We start from the raw sequence: 24,779 nt of genomic DNA on the forward strand, positions 1-24,779 counted from the left end.
TATAAAAACGCTTGTTCTCATTTTTATATTGTGTTATAATGAGCCCGCATTCAAATGACAGGTGGAGGTACTCCGTGCAAGACCAAATTATCATAAAAGGTGCCCGCGAGCACAATTTGCAGAATATCGACCTGACCATCCCGCGCGACAAGCTGGTGGTCTTCACCGGCCTGTCCGGCAGCGGCAAGTCGTCCCTCGCGTTCGACACGCTGTACGCCGAGGGCCAGCGCCGTTACGTGGAATCCCTGTCCTCCTACGCCCGCATGTTCCTGGGTCAGATGGAAAAGCCGGATGTGGACTACATCGACGGCCTCTCCCCCGCCATCTCCATCGACCAGAAGACGACGAGCCGCAACCCGCGCTCGACCGTGGGCACGGTTACGGAGATCCACGACTACCTGCGCCTGCTCTACGCGCGCATCGGCATTCCCCACTGCCCGGTCTGCGGCAAGGTCATCAAGCAGCAGACGGTCGATCAGATGGTGGACCAGATCGAGGCGCTGCCTGAGCGCACGCGCATTCAGATCCTCTCCCCCCTCGTGCGCGGCCGCAAGGGCGAATACCAAAAGCTCTTCGAGGACATCGCCAAGCAGGGCTTCGTCCGCGTGCGCGTGGACGGCGAGACGTACGACGTGGGCGACGTGCCGCAGCTCACCAAGCAGAAAAAGCACACCATCGAGGTCGTGGTGGACCGCATCGCCGTGAAGGAGGGCATCTCCACCCGCCTCACCGACTCGCTGGAAACCGCGCTGCACCAGTCCGGCGGCCTCGCCGTGGTGGACATCGGCCCCGGCGAGCGGGAGCTGCTCTTTTCGCAGAACTACGCCTGCCCGGACTGCAACGTCAGCATCGAGGAGCTCGCGCCGCGCCTGTTCTCCTTCAACAGCCCCTACGGCGCCTGCCCGACCTGCACGGGCCTGGGCTCGCTCATGAAGGTAGACCCGAACCTCGTCATCCCCGACTGGTCCAAGAGCCTCAGCGAGGACGCCATACAGGCGACCGGCTGGAACACGCGCGACGCCTCCTCGCAGGCGAGCATGTTCTTCGGCGCGCTCGCCAAGCACTACGGCTTCTCGCTGGACACGCCGCTTTCCGATCTGCCGCCGGAGATCATAGACATCCTGCTCTACGGCACCAAGGGCGAAAAGATCAAGATTGAATACAGCCGCGCGCAGGGCAGCGGCAGCTTCATGGCGCCGTTCGAGGGCATCATCACCACCATCGAGCGCCGCTACAACGAGACCAGCAGCGACGGCGCGAAGGAAGCGTACGAGGAGCTGATGACCGAGACGCCCTGCCCCTCCTGCAAGGGCAAGCGCCTCAAGCGCGAAGCGCTGGCCGTCACCATCGGCGGCAAGAACATCGCGCAGATTTCCGACATGTCGGTTCTGCAGGCCAAGAAGTTCTTCGACGGGCTGGAGCTCACCGAAAAGGAGCGCATGATCGCCCACCAGGTGCTCAAGGAAATCGGTTCGCGCCTGGGCTTTCTGGCGGACGTCGGCCTCGACTACCTGACGCTCTCCCGCTCGGCCTGCACGCTCTCCGGCGGCGAGGCCCAGCGCATCCGCCTGGCGACGCAGATCGGCTCCAGCCTCGTGGGCGTGCTCTACATCCTGGACGAGCCCTCCATCGGCCTGCACCAGCGCGACAACGAACGGCTGCTGAATACCCTCAAAAACCTGCGCGACCTGGGCAACACGCTGGTCGTCGTGGAGCACGACGAGGACACGATGTACGCGGCGGACCAGATCGTGGACATCGGCCCCGGCGCGGGCGCGCATGGCGGCAAGCTGATCGCGCAAGGCACGGTGGAGGAGATCAAGGCAAACCCCGACTCCATCACCGGCCTGTACCTGTCCGGCAAGCGCTACATCCCCATCCCGAAGCGCCGCCGCGAGCCCGCGGGCTTCATCACCGTGCGCGGCGCGCGGGCGCACAACCTCAAGGACATCGACGTGGACATCCCGCTGGGCGTCATGTGCGTGGTCACCGGCGTCTCGGGCAGCGGCAAGTCCTCGCTCGTCAACGAAATCGTCTACAAGGCCCTCGCCCACGACCTGAACCGCGCCAAGACCCGCCCCGGCGATCACGACGCCATCGACGGGCTCTTCCCGCCGGAAGGCAAGCCCATTCTGGACAAGGTGATCGACATCGACCAGTCGCCCATCGGGCGCACGCCGCGCTCCAACCCCGCGACGTACACGGGGCTGTTCGACCTCATCCGCAGGGTCTTCGCGCAGACGCCGGACGCCAAGGAGCGCGGTTACAAGGAAAACCGCTTTTCCTTCAACGTCAAGGGCGGCCGCTGCGAGGCCTGCTCCGGCGACGGCATCATCAAGATCGACATGAGCTTCCTCGCGGATCTGTACGTACCCTGCGAGGTCTGCAAGGGCAAGCGCTACAACCGCGAGACGCTCGAGGTGACCTACAAGGGCAAGAACATCTACGACGTGCTCGAGATGACCGTCGAGGAAGCGCTCTCCTACTTTGAAAACCACCCGAAAATCCTGCGCAAGCTGCAGACGCTCTACGACGTGGGCCTGGGCTACATCAAGCTGGGGCAGCCCTCCACGACGCTTTCCGGCGGCGAGGCGCAGCGCATCAAGCTGGCGACGGAGCTTTCCCGCGCCTCCACCGGCAAGACGCTCTACGTGCTGGACGAGCCCACCACCGGCCTGCACATGGCCGACTGCGACCGCCTGGTGCAGGTGCTCTCGCGCCTGGCGGAGGCCGGCAACACCGTGCTCATCATCGAGCACAACCTGGACGTCATCAAGGCCTGCGACTACGTGATCGACCTGGGGCCGGAGGGCGGCGACCGTGGCGGTCAGGTGGTCGTCACCGGCACGCCCGAGGAAGTCGCCAGGTGCAAAAAGAGCTACACCGGCAAGTTCCTCAAGCGGACGCTCGAAAACGGGAAGTACGAATAATGGAGGGGCGGGCTGCGGACGATGTTTCGTCTGCAGCCCGCTCCGCTTATTCACCCGGCGCTATGCGGCTCACGGATTTTCTCCGAATCAGCAACGGCTTAATCCATGTTGTCTTCGGTTCCTGAGGCTGGGAGGGGTTTTCTAAGCGGTCTAGCAGTTTATCAACCGCACATTGCGCAATCTCGTCATAAGGATGGGCGACCGTCGTGATATCGAGCATTTGGCACCACTGAAGATCGTCGTTAATTATCAGGCTCATGTCCTCCGGAATGCGAAGCCCCATATCCCAAAGCAAGCGAAACGCCACTGTGCTGGCGCGGTTTGCAATGCAGATCATCGCCGTAGGATGAATACGATCCATCTCTGCCCGCAGATGCGCCGTCGCCTCCGCCGCGTCTTTTTCGAGAGGAACCTCTTGTGCACAGAACGGCGGCACCTGCCGCGTTTCCAGCGCCCTCCAAAATCCGGCAATGCGCGCGTCGTGTCCGTCGCTGATAAATAGCATACGTCGGTGTCCAAGGTCTAGGAGGTACTGTGCCGCCATAAACACGCCCAACTCGTTTTCGATGCACAGGGCGTCCAAATTGGCGAATGAATGCTTAAAGATTTGCAAAAATCGAATATTCTGCGCCTGCATTGCATCCACCACCGAAGCGCAAGCCGTCGTTTCAGGAGAAAAAATAACACCGTCTACCCGCGAGCCGAACATGACCTCCAAGCACTTCGTTTCATCCAGCGTCACGGGATCCGCAAACGAAAGCAGCGCGCGATAATTTCGCTCCAATAAGCGATGCTCCAAACGCTTCGCTACCTGCATGTAAAACGGGTTATCCGCATCCTTTAGGGTGATGCCGATCGTATGCGTACGCTGCTGTTTAAGGCTGCGTGCCGTAAGGTTTGGAGTATACTGCATTTCGTGTGCAATCTGTAAAATTCTTTGCCGTGTTGACTCCTTAATCGTGCTGCCGCTTTCAAAAGCCCTGGTCACGGTTGCCGTCGATACGCCTGCACGCTGGGCAACATCTTTGCACGTCGCCATCTTATGTTCCTCCGATTTTGTAATCGATAACTTTATTCTATCATCATTTGTGGTCGTTCGCAACTTATCGTCAAAAATATTATAAATTTATTCTTGACATTTCAGCAATTACGCTCTATAATCCAAATTGTAGACGTTAACATTTTCGCTTTTTTATTTAAGCAATAATGTTATCGATAACATTATTAAGGATGTGATCTGCCTTGTACAGACCCAGAAGCTACCATAGCGACATAGGCGACGTAGAGATCATTGAAAAAGATGGAATACTTCATATGTTCCATCTGGTCATTCCAAATCGCGATCTCATCGCACATGCCGTTTCCTTTGATGGCCTTTCGTGGGAAGCCGTCGCTCCGGCTTTGCGAACCGGCAACCCCGGTGATTGGGACGACGACATGATTCGTACAGTCAGCGTCACAAGGGCAAACGGGCGTTACGTGATGCTATATGGCGCCACTTGCCGTCGTGAAGGCGGCCGTGAAGAGCGCATTATGACCGCCGTTTCAGACGACCTGATGATATGGGAAAAGACCCCCGGCTTCATCCCTGCAGACCCACGCTTTTACGAACAATTACATCAAAACCCAGATCATGTATCCTGGCGCGACCCTAAGATTTATTATGAAGACGGCGTCTATTTCTGTCTCATATGCGCACGCATAAACCACGGCCCGTACCTGCGTCGTGGTTGTGTCGGCCTCATGAAATCGACGGATTTGGTGGAATGGGAAGTATGCCCCCCTCTGTTTGCGCCGTACGCATTCTACGACCTGGAATGCCCGCAGCTCTATAAAATCGGCGGCCTCTATTATCTGATCGCCTGCGTTATCGAGGATCAAACGCAGCGATACTGGGTGTCCAAGTCGATTTCTGGGCCTTTTGAACCTGCGGGAAACCCTCTGCTCATGCCCGCTTGGTCCCATTATGCTGGAAGGTTGGCTCGCTTTCAGGGGCGCGACGTTTTCGCCTGTTGGACATTCGCCCTGGAGGACGGTCCCAGTCCATTCGGTCTTCAAATCGCAAAAGGACATGTGATAAAGTACGTCCCAGCCGTCCTAGACGTCCGTCAGGACAACAATGGAAGTCTTTACCTGTGTTCGCCTGCCGCCTGGGAGAATTATGCCGGACAAACCGTTCCGTGGGACAAGGCGGAACATAGCCTCTGCATGCATAATCCTACTGCGTTTATGACGGATCACACGCTGACCGTCCTGGAGGGCATGGAGGCATGTTGCGCGCAATTTCCCGATATCCACGATTTCACCTTGAAGGCACAGCTATCCGTAGCGGCGCACAGCGGCGGGGTCTGTTTTCACTTGGATGAGGATGCCGCCGGATATTTTCTGGAATTCTGTCCCACCCGTGGAACGGTTCGACTGATTAAGCACGCGCATTGCACGCTGGAAAGCGGTCAGCCATGGTTTGATTACAGAGTGCTTCAGGAATGTGCAGCAGATTTTTCCATGGGCAGTATCTCCATCCTGCTGCGTCATATAGGAGGAGAAATTGAAATCAGTCTGAATGGCCGCGTTTGTTTCAGCACCGTTACCACCGCGCTTCACACCGGATGCATCGGCATATACGCGCAGAACGGCAGCGTCAATGTGCAGAATATGTCGATTATTTCTATGAGGATACCCGAAAACCGGTAAGGAGGATTGCCATGAATCGTTCTGCTTCGCGCTGCGTCCGTCTGCACAGGATGCTGCGTACGTGGCAACTATGGATTCTGCTTTTACCTGCCCTCATCTGGGTCGCTGTATTCTGCTATGGCCCCATGTACGGTCTGCTGATAGCCTTTAAAACCTACAAACCCAAGCTGGGTATCTGGGGAAGCCCATGGGCCGGCCTTAAGTACTTTCAACAGTTTTTTAGCACACAGATCGCCTTCCAAAGCATTTTAAATACGTTGCGTCTCAGTTTTTGCACGTTGCTCTTTAGCTTCCCGGTTCCAATTCTACTGGCGCTCGTCATCAACCAAATCCAACGTACGACGCTACGCAAATTCGTGCAAACGGCCACCTATGTTCCTTATTTTATTTCCAACGTTGTCGTCGTGGGCATCCTCTCCGTCATACTCAATCCGACGACGGGCTTTGTAAACCGCCTGCTGGAGGTATGCGGTATTGGAAGCCGCATGTTTATGTCGCGTCCAGAATACTTCATTCCCGTTTACGTCCTCTCCGGCATCTGGCAGACGGCGGGCTTTAACGCCATCATTTATCTCTCCACGCTCACGACGATTTCTCCTGATTTATACGAAGCGGCGATGATCGACGGCGCCACACGCATGCAGCGAATCCGCTATATCGAGCTACCCGCGCTTACCCCTACGGTTGTCATCATGCTTGTTTTAGCGACGGGCAATATGCTCTCCGTGGGATATGAAAAGGTATACCTCATGCAGACCGGCATGAACCTAACCGTCAGTGAGGTCGTTTCCACTTACGTGTATAAGGTGGGTGTGCAAAGCGCGCAGTTCAGCTTTGCCTCGGCCGTCGGTCTCTTTAATTCCATCATCAATCTTCTATTCCTTATTCTGACGAACTGGATCTGCAAACGTCTTTCCAGCGTCAGCCTGTTCTGATAAGGAGGGGCGCAAATGTATCAAGGAAAACGTCTGACGCGCAATGACCGCATCTTCAATGTGGCCTTAGGGATATTGCTGACAGTTCTGTGTCTTGTCGTTATCTACCCGCTCTATTATATCCTCATAGCCTCCTTTACAGATCCCGCCGTCGTCAACTCAGGAAAGTTTCTTCTATATCCGGAAAAACCTTTTCTGGACGGGTATGAACGAATTCTGGAATACAAGCCCTTATGGCGCGGATACACCAATTCTTTTCTCTATATGGGCTTGACGGTCGTCTGTTCGCTCGTGACCACGATCCCCGCCGCCTACGTTTTATCCCGGCGCGACATGGTATTTCGGGATGGACTCATGATGATCTTCACGTTTACGATGTTTTTCTCCGGCGGCATGATCCCTTCCTATCTGCTTATCAAGTCGCTTCATCTGCTGAACACCGCTTGGGCGATCGTATTGCCCAGCGCGTGCAGCGCTTGGAACCTCATCGTCGCCCGAACTTTTTTTCAGGAATCGATCCCACCCGAACTACTGGAAGCAGCCCGGATCGATGGATGCGATGACTTCACGTTTTTCTTTCGCATCGTACTCCCCCTATCTCAGACCATCATTGCCGTCATCGGCCTTTTCTTCGCCGTATCGCAGTGGAATGCGTATTTCAACGCGCTCATGTACATGACCGAAGAAAAGAAGATGCCCCTGCAGGTCGTGCTGCGCAACCTAATCCTCATCAATTCCACGACCGACATGCTCGGAGATGCCATGGGGTATGATTCCCGCGCCAAGTTGGCAGAACAGATGAAGTATGGCGTCATCGTCATTGGAGCGCTCCCGCTGCTTCTGCTCTACCCATTCCTGCAAAAGTACTTTGCAAAAGGTGTGATGATCGGCGCGATCAAGGGATGACGTCCCGCCATAATGATCAGGAAAGGAGGGCAGCGACTGGGAACCATCCGTCAAAACCGCAAAAAAAAGCAGCATCGAAAAGTTTACATCGAAAAGGAGAATCTGGTATGAAAAAGAGAAGTATACGCGCTATTCTTTGTTCGTTCGTATGCCTGGCATTGCTCCTGCCCGCCTCGGTTTATGCCGCCCCAGATATCTCGGATATCATGAATGCGGAGGGACTTCCCATCCTGAAGCAAGACGCTCAAATGCCCGAAATCACGATGTTTATCGCAGCCAATCCATTGCTGCCAGAAGAGCTGAACGATACGATGTGGGTTAAATACGCAGCCGAAAAGACTGGCATTACCTTTGATTGGCTCAAAAACCCATCGGAAGGGGCGCTGGAAAAGGCCAATCTCCTCCTTGCCAGCGGCGATTATCCGGACGTCTTCTGGAACACGATCGATGCAAGCGTGATTTCGCAGTACATCGATTCGGGTATCTTCATTCCGACCCAGGATCTAGTGGAACAGTACATGCCCAACCTCAAAAAAATATTTGAAGAGCGCCCGGAGTACAAGGCCATGTGCACCGCTCCCGACGGCAATATGTACGGGTTCCCCTACATTGAAGAGATGAAAGGGCTCGTCAATACGCCGGGCGCGATGATTATCAACAAAGACTGGCTGGATCAGCTGGGCCTGCCCGTACCTACGACGTTAGACGAACTGGCGGACGCAATGCGCGCCATGAAGGGGAAGGATCTGAACGGCAACGGTCTGGATGACGAGTACCCCATGGCTTTCAACTTCATGCAAAACGGAGATTTCGGAAGCCAAAACATCTTCTGCTCCATCGCCGGCTGCTTCGGTCAGGGCATTCCGATCGTCGGCCAGCAGGACGACTTTCTCACCGCTAAGGAAGGTAAACTCGTATACACTGCCACGCTCGATGCGTATAAGGACACCGTCGCATGGTTCCATCAAATGTATCAGGAAGGGCTGATTGATCCCGCCTCGTTCTCGCCCAGCAGTAACCCGCGCGGTATCATCGTAGACAAGATGAATCAGGGCGTCGCACAGATCGGCGTATGCGGCACATGGAACCGCATGTCCGCCGTACCGGACGGCGCTGTGCGCGAACAGTACGTTGCACTTCCGCGTCTCCAGGGACCCCAAGGAATGTCCGGCGTGGAAAATAACTTCTCTGAGCTCCAGCTTCCTACCGCCTGCGCCATTACCGACGCCTGCGAATACCCCGAGCTTGTCGCCCGTTTCGTAGACTTCTGCTACGCGCCCTACGAATCGATTTATCTTAACTGGGGCATGCCGGAGTACATCTTCGTACAGAAAGAAAACGGCCTGATCGGTTACGATTTCGACGAGAACGGTCAGCCCAACCTCAAGGATGGCTTCGCATCGTTTGCCGATATGCGCAATTTCTGTACACCGGTTAAAGGATCTCTCGCTATTCTGTCCGATTACTATGACACGATTCTGGAGTACCCCGTCGATACGATGAAATACCTACTGGAAGGTCAGATTACAAACGGAAAATATGAAATCATGGACGAATTTGAAGCACTCCCGCGGCTTTTCTTCCTGCAGGAAGAGCAAAACACGATTTCCCAGATCGTTCCACAGCTGAAAAATATCGTCTCGTCGTATTCCGCCAAATGGATGATGGACGGCGGAGTCGATGAGGAATGGGACGCCTACTTAAAGGATTTGAACGCTGCCGGTCTGGACGAGTACCTGCGCATTTACCAGACCGTATACGACCGCTACCTCGCAAGCCTCAAAGCAGCCGGAAACAACTAACGCCGATCCCCCGGAAGGTTTTCGCCTTCCGGGGTCTTCCACGTCCTGTGCGTATCTTTCCAGATGGGTTCAGTTCGCCCCCTCCAACCTTCCGTCCTTCACGCGCACCTGCCTGCCCGCGCGCGCGGCGACGCCCGGGTCGTGTGTGATGAGCACGACGGTGCGGCCCTGCGCGTTGAGCGCGCAGAGCAGGTCCATCACGTCCCGGCTTGCGCGCGAATCCAGATTGCCCGTCGGTTCGTCCGCGAGCAGCACGGGCGGGTCGGTCACCAGCGCCCGCGCGATGGCCACGCGCTGCTGCTGCCCGCCGGAAAGCTGGCTGGGCCGGTGGCGCATGCGCGCGTCCAGCCCCACCCGAACCAGCGCGTCGCCCGCGCGCCGCCTGCGTTCCTTCGCGCCCACGCCCGCGATCATCAGCGGCAATTCGACGTTCTCCAGCGCCGTAAGACGCGGCAGCAGCTGAAAGCCCTGAAACACGAACCCGATCTTCCGCCCGCGCACCGCCGCGAGCTCGTCCGCGCCCAGCAGCTCCACGTTCACGCCGTCCAGCCGGTACGCGCCCGCGCTCGGCCTGTCCAGGCAGCCCATGATGTTCATCAGCGTCGACTTGCCGGAGCCCGACGGCCCGATGACCGCCACGAACTCGCCCCTGCTTACGAAGAGATTCACGTCCGCCAGCGCGTCGACCTCGCCGTCCCCCATGCGGTATTTCTTGCCGATATGTGAAAGTTCGATCATCCGTTCATTGCCCCAATCTGCCGTTTCGCTCCGTATCTACCACGCTATTTTGGCATCCGGCGCCGCGCTTATGCTTGTGGCTCCTTCCTCTTTTGCCCGCGCCTTCCAGAAACGCCCTTTTTTGTCGCAGGCAGGAGTTGAAGGGCGCGCGGCGAACCTTCCAAAGGAGAAAAGCAAGGGAGGCGCGCGCATGAGGGATGAGCTGCTCCGCCGCCTCGCGGCCATCACGCCCGAGGAGGAGCGCCTGCTGCGCGGCGCGCAGGTGGACCGCGCCGCCTATACCTACGCGCGCGACTTCACGGTGGACAGGGACAAGATGCTCCGCCGCGGACAGATGATCGCGCTTCGCAAGCACACGCGCTTCGCGGCCTTCCCGCGCCATGGGCACAACTACGTCGAGATCCTCTACATGGTGCAGGGCGAGACGACGCATATCCTGGACGACGCACAGACCGTCACGCTGCGCGCGGGCGAGCTGCTGCTGCTCGGCCAAAGCGCCTTCCACGCCATCGACCGCGCGGGCGCGGGCGACATCGCCGTCAACCTCATCGTGCTGCCGCAGTTCTTCGATACCGCGGCCGAGCGCATCGGGCAGGACACGCTGCTCGGCCGCTTCCTGACCGACTGCCTGCGCCCGCAGCCCGCGCCGGAGCCGGGCGTGCCGGACTATCTGCTCTTTCACGTCGCGGACGAAATGCCGGTGCAGAACCTGCTGGAAAACCTGATCTACAGCCTGCTCATCCCGGACGAGGGGCGGCGCGGGCTGGAGAAGGCCACGATGGAGCTGCTCTTCATGCACCTGGCCGCCTGCCTCACCCGCGCGGAATACGCCCAGCCGGCCCGCGCGCAGGACGCGCTCGTGCTCGCTGTGCTGCGCGACATCGAGGAAAATTATGCGCAAAGCTCGCTTTACGCCCTCTCGGCGCGAACCGGCGTGCCGCTGCCGCGCCTCTCCCGCCTTGTGCACGCCGCGACCGGCCAGACCTACCGCGAGCTGCTGAGCCGAAAGCGGCTGGACAAGGCGGCCTACCTGCTGCGCACGTCGGCGCTCACCGTGGGCCAGGTGATCGAGCTGGTCGGATACGACAACACGAGCTACTTCCACCGTGCCTTCCGCGCGCGCTTCGGCCTGACGCCCGCGGCGTACAGGAAGCAAATGAGGACGTGAATTTCGTCAAATCACGTCCTTTCTTTTTATTTCGGACGCCTTTATACTGAAAGCAGCGAACGAAATGAAAAGGGAGGGATTTCCTTGCCACGGGCCTATTTGGCCATCGACATCGGCGCGTCGAGCGGGCGGCACATGCTGGGCTCCATCGAGGAGGGGCAGCTGACGCTGCGCGAGGTATACCGCTTTGAAAACGGCATGCAGCAGCGCGGCGGGCGGCTTATCTGGGACGCGGACGCGCTCTTTGAGCACGTGCTGCGCGGCATGGAGGCGTGTCATGCGCTGGGCGTGACGCCGGTCTCCGTAGGCATTGACACCTGGGCGGTGGACTTCGCGCTGCTGGACGAGGCGGGCGCGCGCATCGGGGATACGGTCGCCTATCGCGACAGCCGCACGCAGGGCATGGACGCGCTGCTCAGCCGGGTGCTGTCCGAATCCGCGCTCTACGCGCGCACCGGCATTCAAAAGCAGCCGTTTAACACGGTGTATCAGCTGCTCGCGCTGCGGGAACAGGAACCGGAGGCGCTCTTAAGTGCCCGGCGCCTGCTGATGATGCCGGAATACCTGCACTATCGCCTGACCGGCGAGGCAATCAGCGAATACACGAACGCCTCGACGACGGCGCTGATGGACGCCCGCGCGCGGGACTGGGACTTCTCCCTCATCGACGCGCTCGGCCTTCCCCGCCGTCTGTTCGGGCCCCTGCATCAGCCGGGCGAACGAGTTGGCGCGCTGTCGCCGGAAATCGCGGCGCGCGTGGGCTTTCATTGCGACGTGGTGCTGCCGCCCACGCACGACACGGCGGCGGCGGTGCTGGCCGCGCCGGTCGAGGCGGGCGACGCCTACCTGTCCAGCGGCACCTGGAGCCTGATGGGCGTGGAGCTGGACGCGCCCGTGCTGAGCGAGGAAAGCCGCCTGGCGAACGTCACGAACGAAGGCGGCTGCTTTGGGAGCATCCGCTACCTCAAAAACATCATGGGGCTCTGGATCGTCCAGTGCATCCGGCGTGAGCTTCCGGGGAAGCCGGACTTCGGCGCGCTGGCGGAAGCCGCACGGGCGGCGGACGGCTTTGAAGGCCGCATCGACGTGGACGATCCCGCCTTCCTCGCGCCGGAAAACATGACGCGGGCGGTGCAGGCGGCGTGCGCCGCGAGCGGCCAGCCCGTGCCGAAATCCCCGGGCGAGCTCTGCGCCTGCGTGTACCACAGCCTCGCGGAGAGCTATGCGCGGACGGTGCGGGAGCTGGAAGCGCTCACCGGGCAGCCCATCCGGCGCGTGTGCATCGTCGGCGGCGGGTGCAGGAACGGCTACCTGAACGAGCTGACCGCGCGCGCCTGCGGGCGTCCCGTCACGGCGGGCCCGGCGGAGGCCACGGCGCTGGGCAACGTGCTGGCGCAGATGCTCGGCGCGGGCGAGCTCCAAACGAAGGAGCAGGCGCGGGCGCTGGTGCGCCGCAGCTTCGACACCCTCTCGTATTCATAGCGTCAGGGAAGGGATTCCCAAGGAACGCGCCCCGAGCAATCCGCACAGCCGTTGCTTCCCGCCCGTTCCTTTCTTTGAAGGAACCCCTCTGGTTCCCGCTTTTTCGCTGCCGCTGATTCTTTTTTGCGGAGGCTCTGCCCCCGCGCCCCGGCCGAAGGGGCCAGCCCCTTCGGAATCCCTACCCAACAAACAGGCTTTTCTTTATAAAGGAGGTTCCCCATGAACGCATACGAATTGGCCAGGGCCCAATACGCATCCATCGGCGTGGACACCGAGCGGGCCCTCTCGCTGCTGCTCGCCCAGCCCATCTCCATCCACTGCTGGCAGGGCGACGACGTGACCGGCTTTGAAAACGCGGGCGAGGCGCTCTCCGGCGGCATTCAGGCGACGGGCAACTATCCCGGCAAGGCCCGCAGCCCCCAGGAGCTCATGCAGGACATGGACAAGGCGCTCTCGCTCGTCCCCGGCAAGCACCGCATCAACCTGCACGCGAGCTACGCCGTCTTCTCCGGCGCGCCCCGCGAGCGCGACCAGCTCCTGCCGGAGGACTTCGACGCCTGGGTGGACTACGCGGCGGCGCGCGGCCTGGGCATCGACTTTAACCCCACCTTCTTCTCGCACCCCATGGTGAAGGACAACCTGACCCTCTCGTCGCCGGACGAGGCGGTGCGCGCCTTCTGGGTGCGCCACGGCATCGCCTGCCGCCGCGTCGCCTCCGCCATCGCCGCGCGGCTGGGCTCGCCGGTGCTCTGCAACGTCTGGATTCCGGACGGCTATAAGGACGTGCCCGCCGACCGCCTGGGGCCGCGCCTGCGCCTGCAAAAGAGCCTGGACGAAATCTTCGCGGAAGCGCTGCCCGGCGTCATCGACTGCGTGGAGAGCAAGGTCTTCGGCATCGGCCTGGAGGCGTTCACCGTCGGTTCCAGCGAATTCTACATCGCCTACGCCGCGCGGCATCCCAGCGTCTACACGCTGCTGGACAACGGCCACTACCACCCGCAGGAATTCGTCAGCGACAAGATCCCCGCGCTGCTCTGCGCCTTTGACAAGGTGCCCCTGCACGTGACGCGCCCCATGCGCTGGGACAGCGACCACGTCGTGCGCCTGGAGGGCGAGCTGTGCGAAATCGCCAAGGAAATCGTGCGAAACGACGCGCTCTCCCGGGTGCTGATCGGGCTGGACTTCTTCGACGCCTCGATCAACCGCGTCGCCGCGTGGGTCGTCGGCGTCCGCGCCATGCAGCGCGCGCTGCTGCAGGCCCTGCTGACGCCCTGGGAGGACCTGAAGCGGCTGCAGGACGGCGCGCGCTTCACGCGGCTTCTGGCGCTGGACGAGGAGTACAAGGGCTATCCCTGGGGCGCTGTGTGGGACGAGGCCTGCCGCCGCGCGGGCGTGCCCGAGCGCGAGGCGTGGCTGGACGAGGTCGAGGCGTACGAACGGGACGTGCTCTCAAAGCGCGCCTGAAAGGGAGGAATACAGGATGAACAGCATCTTTGACATCGACTGCATGCGGGAATACATTCACACCTGCGAGCTGGGCTGGCAGCAGGGCTGGCACGAGCGCAACGGAGGCAACCTGACCTACCGCATGACGCAGGACGAGGCCGCCCTCGCGGAGCCGTACTTCACCTATCACCGCCCCTACGTTCAGATGGGCGTGTGCGCGCCGCACCTGGCGGGCGAGCACTTCATCGCCACCGGCAGCGGCAAGTTCTTTCAAAACGTCAAGCGCGCGCCGCAGGACAACATCTGCATCGTGCAGATCAACGACGCGGGCGACAGCTTCCGCATCGTCTGGGGGCTGGAAAAGGGCGGGCGGCCCACGAGCGAGTTTGAAAGCCACTTCATGAACCATGCCGTGCGCGTGAAGGCCACGGACGGCGCCTGCCGCGTGATCTACCACGCGCACCCGGCGAACGTCATCGCCCTCACCTACGTGCTGCCGCTCACGAGCCGCGACTTCTCGCGCGCCCTGTGGAAGAGCGCCACGGAATGCCCCGTCGTCTTTCCGCAGGGCGTCGGCGTCGTGCCCTGGATGGTGCCCGGCGGCCCGCAGATCGCGCTGGCGACGAGCGAGCTCATGAAGGCGTTCGATGCCGCAGTCTGGGCGCACCACGGCCTGTTCGCCTCCGGCCCGGACTTTGACACGACGTTTGGCCTGATGCACACCATCGAAAAGGCGGCCCAGATTCACGTGCTGGCGCTCTCCTGCGGCCAGGGCATCCGCCAAACCATCAGCGACGACGACCTGCGCGCCATCGCGCGCGACTTTCACGTCGAGATCAACGAAGACTTCCTGGACTGACGCCAGAAAAGACGCCCCGGCCTTCTTTACGGAAAGCCGGGGCGTCTGCTATGCCTGCTGCTCGTTTTCCCGGTACTGGCCCGGGGTGACGCCCTCGTACTTCTTGAACACCCGGATGAACGTCACGCTGTTGTTGTATCCGGTGAGCTCCGCGATTTCGCGGATGCTCCGCTCGCTCGCGCTCAGCAGCTGCTTGGCCGCCTTCAGCCGCGTGTGGTGGATGTAATCGAGGGTGCCCATGCCCAGCAGCCGCTGAAACACGCGCGTAATCGCGACGGGCGTCACGCCCATCGCCTCCGCGACCATCGCGACCGAGAGGTCCTGCTGCGCGTAGCGCGCCTGAATAAAGGCGGAGGCCCCGTCCACCAGCTCCGCGCCCTCCACGCGCGGGGGCACGGAGGCGCGCATGGCCTCGTCCATCTCGCGCAGCAGCGCGTTCATCTCGCGCCGCAGATCCGGCACGGTCTTGCAGACCATCAGCCGCTCCACGGGGCGCAGCGTCTCCAGCACCGGCAGCTGCTCCGGCGAGCAGGGCGTGCCCACGATGCGGCTGAGCGAATAGATCAGGCCGTACAGGTTGCACTTCATCGCCTGAATCGACATGCCGCCCACGCGGAACGTCTCGTCCAGCATCTCCCCGAAGACCTTCTGCGCCTGCGGGTACTGCCCGGCGCGCAGGAGGTTTATCAGCTTTTCCTCCGACACCATGGTGTTGACCATGCGATCCTCGCTCCTTTGGGGCATGTCCCCGTAAAAGCAAACCCCGCCGAGCCCCATCAGATGGGCGTACTCCAGCAGCTCGCTGCACTCCAGGTAGGCCTCGTGGATGCCGCCCGCGTCCTCGTGCACCGCGCTCACGCAGGCCTCCGCCGCCTCCCCGCCGCAGGCGGCGAGCGCCGCCTCCAAGCAGGCGCGCAGCCGCTCCCGCCCATCCCGCTCTCCGCTGACGATGACGCACGCTTCGCTTTCCAGCAGCACGTAGGCCGCGTCCAGGCGGGGCAGCAGGTGCGTGCGAATCGCCCCTTCGAGCGTCCCGCACGGCCGCGCCGGGCTTCTTCCCGCGCGCAGGCCGAAGACGACGACCGCGTAGCCGTCCCCCTTCAGCCGCATGCCGCACTCGCGCAGCACGCCCTCGATTTCGTAGGCGTCCACCAGCGAGCCCTGCAAAAGCGACGTAAGGAACCGGCGGCGCAGCGCCTCCTCCTGGTCGCGGTTCAGCTCGCTGAGCGCCCAGTTTTCCCGCTGAACGGACTGGATGGACATCTCCAGCGCGGCATATTCGTTCTTTGCGCCGCGCGGTTCCGGCGCCTCGGGCTCCGCGTCCATCAGCCGGACGAGACGCTGCACCGGCGTATAGTGAAACCGCGCAAGCAGGAACGAAAGCGCCACGCCGACCGCGAGCGTCACCCCCAGCACAGCCGCGAAGAACAGCAGCAGCGTATCGCGCGGCCGCTGATAGACGCTGCGCGGAATGAGCGATATGTAGCGCCATCCGTTGACCTCAGAGGCGATGTCCGTCACGTAAAATTCCTGCCCCTGAATCCGCTGCAGCTTCATGTGCATGCCGTCCGGGCCAAGCTGCGCGCAGCGGAGTACCCCCCCCCCCCACTTCCGAGGGAGATCACGTTCCCGGACGAATCGATGATGCCCACGTACGCGCCCGACAGCCATTCGTTCTGCGTTACCTGCCGGTTCAGGTTCTCCATGCTCAGCTCCACGCCCAGCACGGCGCTGTGCGAGGAAGCCGCGCCCACCGGCAGGCTGTAGAACAGGAACGCCCTGTTCAGCGCGCTGTCCGCCTGCGCGGTGATCGTCTCATACTTCCGGAAAAACGGCTGTTCATGCATCTGCCGCCACGCATCCAGCGTCAGCGTCTGTCCGTCTCCGAAGTGCTTTTGAAAATACTCTTCCGCCGAATACTTGCCCTCCGGGGTGAGCACGTAATCGCCCTTCAACAGGTAGATGTACAGGCCGCCCACATAGCTGGAAGCAAAGCGGACCTCCGAAAGCCGTTTGACCACCGGCACGTTGAGGTAAGCGCTCTGCGGGCTGCGCCGCACGCCCTGCTGGGCGATCAGGCTGTTGAGCTGCGTGTCGAGCGACAGCTCCATGCACCACTCCTGCAGCACCTTGAACGTGTCGTCAAAGGACGCGCGCAGCGTTTCCAGGCTGGCGTCGTTCGCCCGCTCGATTTCGCGGGTCAGAATTTGGTTGGATTGAAGCGCCGCAATCGCCTGGGCGATTGTCGATAGAATCAGCATGAGCAGAAAAGACGCAAGCAGTACCCAGTAGACGCTGAGCCGTCTCCGTTGAAAGTGGCGCATTCCAATCCTCCCGCATCCTCAGCCTCCACACCTCCATACGGGGAACGCGCATCAGTCGTTCAACGCGACGAACCGATCCGCCACATTCTGAATGGACAGGGCGTCGTATCCCCGCAGATACGTGCAAAGGGTGTCGTTAAACCTATCATACCAGTACGCGGGGATATTATCAATACCGATACAGGCGCCGACGATGCTTCCGACCGTCGCGCCGGTGCAGTCGTTGTCCAGACCCATGGCGACGCATTCGCTGACGCACTTCGTAAAGTTCAGGCCGCCGAGCTTGAGCGCGAACACGATGGCGCACATGTTGTTGATCGTATGAACCGCGTGCATATCTGGAAACTTCCCGTCGATCAGCATGCGGGCGCGCAGGTAATTCTTCGGCGCCTGTGCCATGGCCCATTCCAGCGCCTTGTACAGCTCGCTCCCCCGTGGGATCTGCCTCATGCCCTCCCGCACCGCCTCCAGCGGCGTCTTCGCCGTAAACGCCGCCGCGACCGCGGCCGCGCAGAACATTTCGCCGTAGATTCCGTTCTGACGGTGGGTCAGGTACGCGTCGTTATAGCACATTCTGGCTGCTCCCGCCGGATCGCCCGCCGCCGCGTAGCCGAAGGCGTCCGCGCGGATCGCCGCGCCGATCCATTCCACGAATTCATTGGAATTCGCGGCGAAGGCGGCCTTCGTGCCCGACCGCAGCTGACGCAGCGCTTCGTCCTCAGCCGTGCACGCTGCGGGCAGAATATCGACCCACATCCGGCCCGCGTCCTCGATCGAATAGCGCTTCCCGTACTTTTCCAGTATCAGCAGGTTCAGAATCGTGTACGTGATATCGTCGTCTACGGGAACCTGGCAGAGCTGATCCTCCAGATACGCCGTACGCAGGTTTTTTTCGTAATGCACGTAATCCGGCTGGTCGGTTGCGCGCCAATACGCGGTCGGCGGGAAGGGCGTCGCGGATTCCAGCGCGAGCGCCTGCATGCGCATGACTGAATAGCCCTCGACCGGAACGCCCAGCACGCATCCGGCGCACCGGCCCATCAGCGCGCCCAGCATGCGCCCGCGCAGGTTGTCCGGCCTTTGCGCGGGCGCGTCCGCCCCCTCGGGGCGCAGCGCGAGGATCTCCTCCAGCGCGTCGGGCTGGTGCGCGGTAAGGTTGCGATAATAAGCCATGGCGGCAATCTCCTTTCGATATGCGCCCAGTCAGCGCTTCCTCAGCCCTTGACCGCGCCGATCATCACGCCCTTGATGAAAAAGCGCTGCAGGAACGGGTAAAGGCAGAGGATTGGCGCGGTAGCGATGACGATCGTGCAGTACTTGACGAGCACCTGATACATGTCGTTCGTATAGGTGCCGACGCTGTTCATGTTCGTCATGGTGCTCATGTCGTTATTGATGAGGATTTCGCGCAGGATCAGCTGCAGCGGAAACTTCGCGCGGTCGCGCAGGAAGATCATCTGGTTGAACCATTCGTTCCAGTGGCCCACGCCGTAAAAGAGCGTCATGGTCGCGAGCATCGGGCCGGAGAGCGGCAGGAAGATGCGCGCGAAGATGGTCAGCGGGCCCGCGCCGTCGATCTTGGCGGACTCCTCCAGGCTCACCGGAATCTCCTGAAACGACGTGCGCATGACGATCAGGTTCCAGGAGGAGACGAGGCTGACCAGAATGACGACCATGCGCGTGTTGTTCAGGCCCATGCTGTTCACCATCAGGTACAGCGGAATGAGGCCGCCCGAGAAGTACATCGTGAAGATGACACCCTTCATGATCGGCCCCGCCAGCATCGCATCCCGGCGCGAGACGACGAACGCGCCCATGGCCGTCACCAGCAGGTTCAGCGTCGTTCCGACGACCACGAAGAAGATCGTGTTCACGTAGCCGGAGGCGATGTTGGGGTTGCGCAGCGTGAGGGCGTACCCCTCCCACGTAAAGCCCAGCGACTTCCATAGAATTCCGGAATGCTGCATGAGCCTGCCCGGTTCGCTGAAGGAAGCGAAGACGATGTACAGAATCGGATACAGGCACAGGAACGTAAAGGCCGTGAGCACGACGGCGTTGACGGCGGGAAAGATATGATCCTTTTTCTCTACCATTTTCCTTTCCCCCTTACCACAGCGAGTTGCCGGTCACGCGGCGTGAAAGCGCGTTGGCGATCACCAGAATCGTAAAATTGATGACGGAGTTGAACACGTTGACCGCCGCAGAGTAGCTGTAGTTGAACTCCATCAGGCCCTTGCGGTATACGTAGGTGGATATGACGTCCGCCGTGTCGTAGAGCATGGGGTTGTACAGCAGGATGATCTTTTCAAAGCCCACGCTCATCACCTGGCCGATGCGCAGGATGAAGAGCACCACGATCATGCTGCTGATGCCCGGCAGCGTGACGTGCAGCATCTTGCGGAACCGTCCCGCGCCGTCCATGGTCGCCGCCTCGTACAGCTGCGGGTCGATGCCCGAAAGCGCCGCGATGTAGATGATCGATCCCCAGCCGATGCCCTGCCAGATGTCGGTGATCGTATAAATCGGCCGGAACCAGGCGGGCGTCGTAAAGAAGGAGATGCGTCTGCCGCCCAGCGCCATGATGATGCTGTTGACCACGCCGTCCGACTTGGTAAATTCCAGCGTCATGCCGCAGACGACGACCAGCGAGATGAAGTGCGGCATGTATGAAATCGTCTGAACCGCTCGCTTGAAGGCGTTGGAGCGCACCTCGTTGAGCAGCAGCGCCAGCAGAATCGGCGCCGGGAAGGCGAACACGATCTGGTACAGGCTGATCATGACGGTGTTCGTGATGAGCTGCGAAAACGTGCGCGCCTTGAAGAAGGCCGCGAAATGTTTAAATCCAACCCATGGGCTGCCCATGATGCCCTGCGCCGGCGAAAAATCCTTGAACGCGATGATCTGCCCGTAAATCGGGCCATAGCAGAAAACCAGATAAAAGAGCACCATCGGCAAGGCAAGCAGGTACATGGTGCCGTTGCGCCGCATGTCCTGCCTCAGCCTCACGCCCATCGCTCTTTGCATGTGCTCACCTCCCCTACATCGTCAAGAAGGAGCCGTCCCGCGCTCCTCAGATTATCAATAAAGCAACAACATTCCAGAGGGGATGTACGAAGGGGAAACTTCCCCTTCCTGTGGAATCGTATCGACCGGCTTTGCCAGTCGGGCGGGGCGTTTTCCGCAGCATTTGCGGAGGAAAACTTCTCCCGTATCCTTCGTGCAAAATGAATCTTCATTTTGCACGAGGCCATCGACTTTGCCGATGGCCAGAGGAGCCGTCCCGCGCTCCTCTTAGGTCAGCCCGGGACGGCTCCGCGCGTTTTAACGGTTGTTGTACATATCCAGCGCGATCTGCTGAATCTCAATCGCGCGCTCGATGCCGAGCGTCTTGAGCGTCTCGACGAACTCGTCGTACTTCTCCAGCGGCTCCGTGCCGAGGATGAACTTGAGCGCCATCTGGTCGCGGTAGGTATAGACCTCGGTCATGATGCCGTTGTACTCCGCGCTGTACTCCAGCGGAATGCTCGAGGGCGGCAGCATGTTGGCCATGTCGTTGTCCTTCGCCCAGGTGGTGATGGAGTCGAGGCTGGCCTGCGCATTTTCCGGCGGCATGGCGTAGCCCGTGTAGCGGAAGGTGCCGTTGAAGATCTTGTACTTCCAGGCCCACAGCGCGTACTCCAGGCCCTCTTCGTTCTTCAGGACGCGGTCGGTAAACTGCGGCTTGCCGTCCACGATGGTGTGGGTAAGGCCCTCAATGCCCCAGTTGCACAGCATGAACGCTTCGTCGGAGTACATGTAATCCCACCAGCGCATCGCGATCGGCAGCTTTTCAGGGTCCAGCTTCGCGTTAACGTAGACCGTGGAATGGCCCGTTTCGACGTCATGCGTGAGGCAGCCGATGTGCAGCTGGTCGTCCGCGTTCTTCTTCGGGTAGGGAACGGCGGCAATCTTGCCCTGATCGCCGAGCAGCGCGTTGTACAGCGGCACGATGTCCTGATAGGTTTCGCAGATCGCGCCCGCCTTGCCGGTCGTCAGGTATTCCGCGTAGAAGTTCGCATCCGAAGCGGTAGAGGGGAAGTCCACGTCCAGCAGTCCCTCCTGATACCACTGGTTCATCAGCGTCAGGTATTCCTTGTAGCCCGCTTCGAGGGGACCGAACTTCACGACATTGTTTTCATGGTAGAAGTCCTTCGCCACGCCGAACGCGCTGATGAATTCATGCATGCCCGGCAGGCCGCTCTTCTGCATAATCAAAGGCACCTGCGCGCCCTTCTGGTCGCGGAAGGCCACGAGCATCTCGTGCCAGTCGTCCAGCGTCACCGGCATGTCGAGGCCCAGCTCCTCCAGCCAGTCCACGCGCACCGCGGGGCCTGCCCACGGGGAGATCGGGCCGGTGCTGTCCTCTTCGAGCATGAGCTCGCCGAAGCCCCAGATATGGCCGTCGTTGGTCTTCATCTGCTTGGCGATCTCGGGATACTTCTCGTAAATCGCCGTCAGGTTCGGGCAATACTGGGCGACGTAATCCTCCAGCGGGAGGAAGACGCCGTCCGCGATCGCCTTGGCGGCGCCGCCCGGGTAAGACGCGCCGGATTCCATGCAGATAAAGTCCGGCAGGTCGTTCGCCGCGACCAGCAGGTTGAACTGCTCCGCCTCCTGGCCCGCGGCCGGATGAATCCACTCGATGTGGACGTTCGTGCGGCGCTCCAGCTCCTGATAAATCTCATTGCCGTTGTAGTCGGTCATCAGCTGCCGGGCGTTCGTGTGCGTCGGCTTCCAATAGGTAAAGGTCACGGTTTCCTCGCTCAGCGGGAGCGTGTAGGGCTCCGGTTCCGCCAGAGCGGCCGCCGCGCCGAGCGTCAGCGCGAGGGCGAGCAGTAGGGCAAGCAGTTTTTTCATCTGATGAATACCCCTTTCGTCACGATGGGCCGTGCTTTCTTTAGGCCGCCGCGGGCGCGCTCCGCAGCGGTTTTCGTAATTCAAAGGGTATCGTCTTTTCTTCGGCGTGTAAAGAAACAAAAAGATCCTATTTCAACATGAATCCGCTTCTTTTTCGCTCCTTTCCCTCTCCTTTTCCATCTTTTTTATATGGCATATACCGTTTATTCACGTTAGCAATTTCAGCGGCGGCCACGCCTTAGGGCCTTTTCGTATACGCGAACAAAGCATTGCTATGAAGAATCGGCGCAGCCTGCTATACTGTATGCGAGAAACAAAGCGTCACCCATAAAGGAGGTTTTCTGCGATGCATCATTCAAACCCGCTCGGCGGCGGCCTGTCCGATCTCGCCCTCTTAACAAACGCCCAATCCCGTTCCCTCTCCCCGGAAAACAGGAACGGCGCGCCCGGCGGCGGGGCGCTCTGCCCGCTCGACCAGGGCAGCGCCCGCGAGGCTGCGCGCGAGCTGGGCGTCGGCTGGAAGGTCAACCCCTTCGTCGTCATCAAGGCCGGGACGACCTACGAAATCGGAGACATCGAGGGCCCCGGTACGATCGACCACATCTGGATGACGCCGACGGGCGCATGGCGCGATTCCATCCTGCGCTTTTACTGGGACGACCAGCAGCAGCCCAGCGTCGAGTGCCCGGTGGGCGACTTCTTCGCCTGCGGCTGGGGACAGTACGCGCCCGTGACCTCGCTGGCGGTCTGCGTGAACCCCGGCTCCGCGTTCAACTGCTACTGGAAGATGCCCTTCAAAAAGCGCTGCCGCATCACCATGGAGAACCGCTCGGTGGACGACATGGTGCTCTACTATCAGGTGGACTACACCCTGACGGAGCTCCCGGAAAACGTCGCCTACTTCCACGCGCAGTTCCGCCGCGTGAATCCGCTGCCCTATAAGGACGTGTATACCCTCCTAGACGGCGTCGAGGGCCACGGCCAGTACGTGGGCGTCTACATGTGCTGGGGCGTCAACAGCTGCAACTGGTGGGGCGAGGGCGAAATCAAGTTCTACATCGACTCCGACACCGACGCGCCCACCATCTGCGGCACCGGCACGGAGGATTACTTCTGCGGCTCCTATAACTTTGAGAACCAGAAGACGCACCGCTACGAGGCGTTCACCACCCCCTACAGCGGCATGCCGCAGGTCATCGAGCCGGACGGCCTGTACCGCTCGCAGCAGCGCTTCGGCCTCTACCGCTGGCACATCACCGACCCCGTTCGCTTTGAAAAGCGGCTGCGCGTGACGATTCAGGCCCTCGGCTGGCGCAGCCACGGCCGCTACCTGCCCCTGCAGGACGACATCTCCTCCGTCGCGTTCTGGTATCAGGACTTGCCCTCCAGCCCCTTCCCCCCGCTCCCCGACCGCGATGCGCTGGAAGTGATCTGAGCGCGCCCTCCGCGCTCTTCGGACGCGGAAAAAGCATACAAAAAAGAAACAGGCGGTGTTGCAGATTAAAAAATCTGCGGCACCGCCATTGTTGTACTCTTTTATGGTCACAACGCAGCCAATTTCAGCAAATAATCGAACAGCAAATAGACGTCCAACACAATCGTGTTTTTAGGGCGTCTGTTTATTATTAGCAAAAACAGTTTTTCTGGGAAATCAGAATTTCAGCAGCGCTTTGGGACGCAGAAGATGCGTTTTCTGCCTTTGGGCGTTGCATTTGGAAATGTGCTTACGGATGTTCTGTGAGAGGGCAAGAAGGCATAGCTCCGTCATCACCTTGATATGACCACCGGTCAAAAAGCGCTTGAAATTGCGGTTATGCTTGAGTTGACCAAAGCTGCCTTCTGCCTGAATGGAGCGGTTCACTCGAAGCAGTTTTCCTTCCTCAGATGTGATTCGTTCCAGTGAAGCTTTGCGCAGATGTTCCATTTCCCAGCAGACAACCAGTTCCTTTTGCTTTTCGGGATCCTTGGCTTTACAGCATGCCGCACGATGTGGACACGCACAGCAATCCTCACAGCGATAATGCGCCAATTCTTTCCGGGAACCGTCTTTTTCCTTTTCGGTTGTTGTCGAAATCCGCACCAGCATCCTTCCGGCTTTGCACAGGAAATAGTCCCCCGGTTCGTAATATGCCATGTTCTCTCTGCGTCCGATCTGCGCCTTGAACTTTTTCTCTTTTATGGCTTCGTAGTTATTGGGCTTGATGTATGCCAGCTGCTTGTTCCCTGCCAGATGCCGGTAGTTGAGCAAGCTTTCATAACCCGAATCCAAACAGACTCTTTTGTAGATAGCCTTCTGCCATTCTTCCATGGTTTTCAACAGGATGGAAAGCGTTGAATAATCCGTTCTGGCCGAAAAAACTCCGATTCCTGTGATGTATTCGCTGTTGACTGCAAACTGTACGTTGTATCCCGGCTTCAACTGCCCGTTGCGCATATGATCTTCCTTCATGTGCATGAACGTTGCATCCGGATCTGTTTTTGAAAAGCTGTTTCGCCCGTCTCCCAAGGTCTTGAGCTTTTCTTCATAATCCATCCAACGCCGAACAAGCTCTTGAACCTCGTCCCGTAAACGTACAATCGTGGGTTTATGATGTCCGCG

The 24,779-nt window shown here is 60.0% G+C and carries 19 protein-coding genes; 10 read left to right on the top strand and 9 right to left on the bottom strand.

Annotation, left to right across the window (positions count from 1 at the left end; genetic code table 11):
• Window positions 1–74: 74 nt before the first annotated feature.
• Window positions 75–2,930: an excinuclease ABC subunit UvrA gene (gene uvrA / locus C1725_RS16345; RefSeq protein ID WP_102412750.1), complete on the top strand. Its 2,856-nt coding sequence runs from the start codon at window positions 75–77 to the stop codon at window positions 2,928–2,930.
• A 46-nt stretch (window positions 2,931–2,976) separates the two neighbouring features.
• On the opposite strand, the gene C1725_RS16350 is transcribed toward uvrA, so the two are convergent.
• Window positions 2,977–3,969: a substrate-binding domain-containing protein gene (locus C1725_RS16350; protein ID WP_102412751.1), complete on the bottom strand. Its 993-nt coding sequence runs from the start codon at window positions 3,967–3,969 to the stop codon at window positions 2,977–2,979.
• 203 nt (window positions 3,970–4,172) lie between these two features.
• Between C1725_RS16350 and C1725_RS16355 the strand changes: the two genes are divergently transcribed.
• The 4 genes from C1725_RS16355 to C1725_RS16370 all read left to right on the top strand — a co-directional run bounded on the left by C1725_RS16355 (window position 4,173) and on the right by C1725_RS16370 (window position 9,267).
• On the top strand, window positions 4,173–5,624 hold the full coding sequence (locus tag C1725_RS16355; RefSeq protein ID WP_102412752.1) for a glycoside hydrolase family protein: 1,452 nt from the start codon (window positions 4,173–4,175) through the stop codon (window positions 5,622–5,624).
• A gap of 11 nt (window positions 5,625–5,635) precedes the next feature.
• Window positions 5,636–6,559 carry an ABC transporter permease subunit gene (locus C1725_RS16360; protein ID WP_102412753.1) on the top strand — a complete coding sequence of 308 codons (924 nt, stop codon included), beginning with the start codon at window positions 5,636–5,638 and terminating at the stop codon, window positions 6,557–6,559.
• A 15-nt stretch (window positions 6,560–6,574) separates the two neighbouring features.
• A complete protein-coding gene (locus C1725_RS16365; RefSeq protein ID WP_102412754.1) occupies window positions 6,575–7,465 on the top strand; it encodes an ABC transporter permease subunit in 891 nt (296 codons plus the stop codon).
• 107 nt (window positions 7,466–7,572) lie between these two features.
• Window positions 7,573–9,267 (top strand): extracellular solute-binding protein, encoded by a 1,695-nt coding sequence (locus C1725_RS16370; RefSeq protein ID WP_346026761.1) that lies wholly within the window; start codon window positions 7,573–7,575, stop codon window positions 9,265–9,267.
• Between the two features lie 69 nt (window positions 9,268–9,336).
• Here C1725_RS16370 and C1725_RS16375 read toward each other — a convergent pair whose 3' ends face one another.
• Window positions 9,337–10,005: an ATP-binding cassette domain-containing protein gene (locus C1725_RS16375; RefSeq protein WP_102412756.1), complete on the bottom strand. Its 669-nt coding sequence runs from the start codon at window positions 10,003–10,005 to the stop codon at window positions 9,337–9,339.
• A 190-nt stretch (window positions 10,006–10,195) separates the two neighbouring features.
• Here C1725_RS16375 and C1725_RS16380 point away from each other — a divergent pair, with 190 nt between their 5' ends.
• The 4 genes from C1725_RS16380 (at window position 10,196) to rhaD (ending at window position 14,960) form a co-directional block, all read left to right on the top strand.
• The gene (locus C1725_RS16380) at window positions 10,196–11,173 is read left to right on the top strand and encodes a helix-turn-helix domain-containing protein (RefSeq protein ID WP_102412757.1); all 978 of its coding nucleotides are present in this window, start codon (window positions 10,196–10,198) and stop codon (window positions 11,171–11,173) included.
• A gap of 84 nt (window positions 11,174–11,257) precedes the next feature.
• On the top strand, window positions 11,258–12,655 hold the full coding sequence (gene rhaB / locus C1725_RS16385) for a rhamnulokinase (protein WP_102412758.1): 1,398 nt from the start codon (window positions 11,258–11,260) through the stop codon (window positions 12,653–12,655).
• 219 nt (window positions 12,656–12,874) lie between these two features.
• Entirely contained in the window at window positions 12,875–14,119 is a 1,245-nt protein-coding gene (locus C1725_RS16390; protein WP_102412759.1) for an L-rhamnose isomerase, read from the top strand.
• Between the two features lie 16 nt (window positions 14,120–14,135).
• A complete protein-coding gene (gene rhaD / locus C1725_RS16395) occupies window positions 14,136–14,960 on the top strand; it encodes a rhamnulose-1-phosphate aldolase (protein ID WP_102412760.1) in 825 nt (274 codons plus the stop codon).
• Window positions 14,961–15,008: 48 nt separating this feature from the next.
• Here the strand turns inward: rhaD and C1725_RS16400 are convergent, their stop codons facing one another.
• The 6 genes from C1725_RS16400 to C1725_RS16425 form a co-directional block, all read right to left on the bottom strand.
• Window positions 15,009–16,517 (bottom strand): helix-turn-helix domain-containing protein, encoded by a 1,509-nt coding sequence (locus C1725_RS16400; RefSeq protein WP_102412761.1) that lies wholly within the window; start codon window positions 16,515–16,517, stop codon window positions 15,009–15,011.
• On the bottom strand, window positions 16,514–17,284 hold the full coding sequence (locus tag C1725_RS16405) for a cache domain-containing protein (RefSeq protein WP_102412762.1): 771 nt from the start codon (window positions 17,282–17,284) through the stop codon (window positions 16,514–16,516). Before C1725_RS16405 ends, C1725_RS16400 begins: the two co-directional genes overlap by 4 nt.
• A 51-nt stretch (window positions 17,285–17,335) precedes the next feature.
• A complete protein-coding gene (locus C1725_RS16410) occupies window positions 17,336–18,457 on the bottom strand; it encodes an ADP-ribosylglycohydrolase family protein (protein WP_102412763.1) in 1,122 nt (373 codons plus the stop codon).
• 41 nt (window positions 18,458–18,498) lie between these two features.
• Window positions 18,499–19,377, bottom strand: coding sequence for an ABC transporter permease subunit (locus tag C1725_RS16415; protein WP_102412764.1), 879 nt, complete (start codon window positions 19,375–19,377; stop codon window positions 18,499–18,501).
• A gap of 13 nt (window positions 19,378–19,390) precedes the next feature.
• Window positions 19,391–20,308 (bottom strand): ABC transporter permease subunit, encoded by a 918-nt coding sequence (locus C1725_RS16420; protein WP_102412765.1) that lies wholly within the window; start codon window positions 20,306–20,308, stop codon window positions 19,391–19,393.
• A gap of 297 nt (window positions 20,309–20,605) precedes the next feature.
• A complete protein-coding gene (locus C1725_RS16425) occupies window positions 20,606–22,180 on the bottom strand; it encodes a type 2 periplasmic-binding domain-containing protein (RefSeq protein WP_102412766.1) in 1,575 nt (524 codons plus the stop codon).
• Window positions 22,181–22,526: 346 nt separating this feature from the next.
• Between C1725_RS16425 and C1725_RS16430 the strand changes: the two genes are divergently transcribed.
• Entirely contained in the window at window positions 22,527–23,615 is a 1,089-nt protein-coding gene (locus C1725_RS16430) for a DUF2961 domain-containing protein (protein WP_102412767.1), read from the top strand.
• 216 nt (window positions 23,616–23,831) lie between these two features.
• On the opposite strand, the gene C1725_RS16435 is transcribed toward C1725_RS16430, so the two are convergent.
• Complete coding sequence (locus C1725_RS16435; RefSeq protein ID WP_428829606.1) at window positions 23,832–24,488, bottom strand: transposase; 657 nt, start codon at window positions 24,486–24,488, stop codon at window positions 23,832–23,834.
• Window positions 24,489–24,779 lie beyond the last annotated feature (291 nt).

The sequence above is a fragment of the Beduinella massiliensis genome (genome assembly GCF_900199405.1).
GTDB lineage: Bacteria > Bacillota > Clostridia > Christensenellales > Aristaeellaceae > Beduinella > Beduinella massiliensis.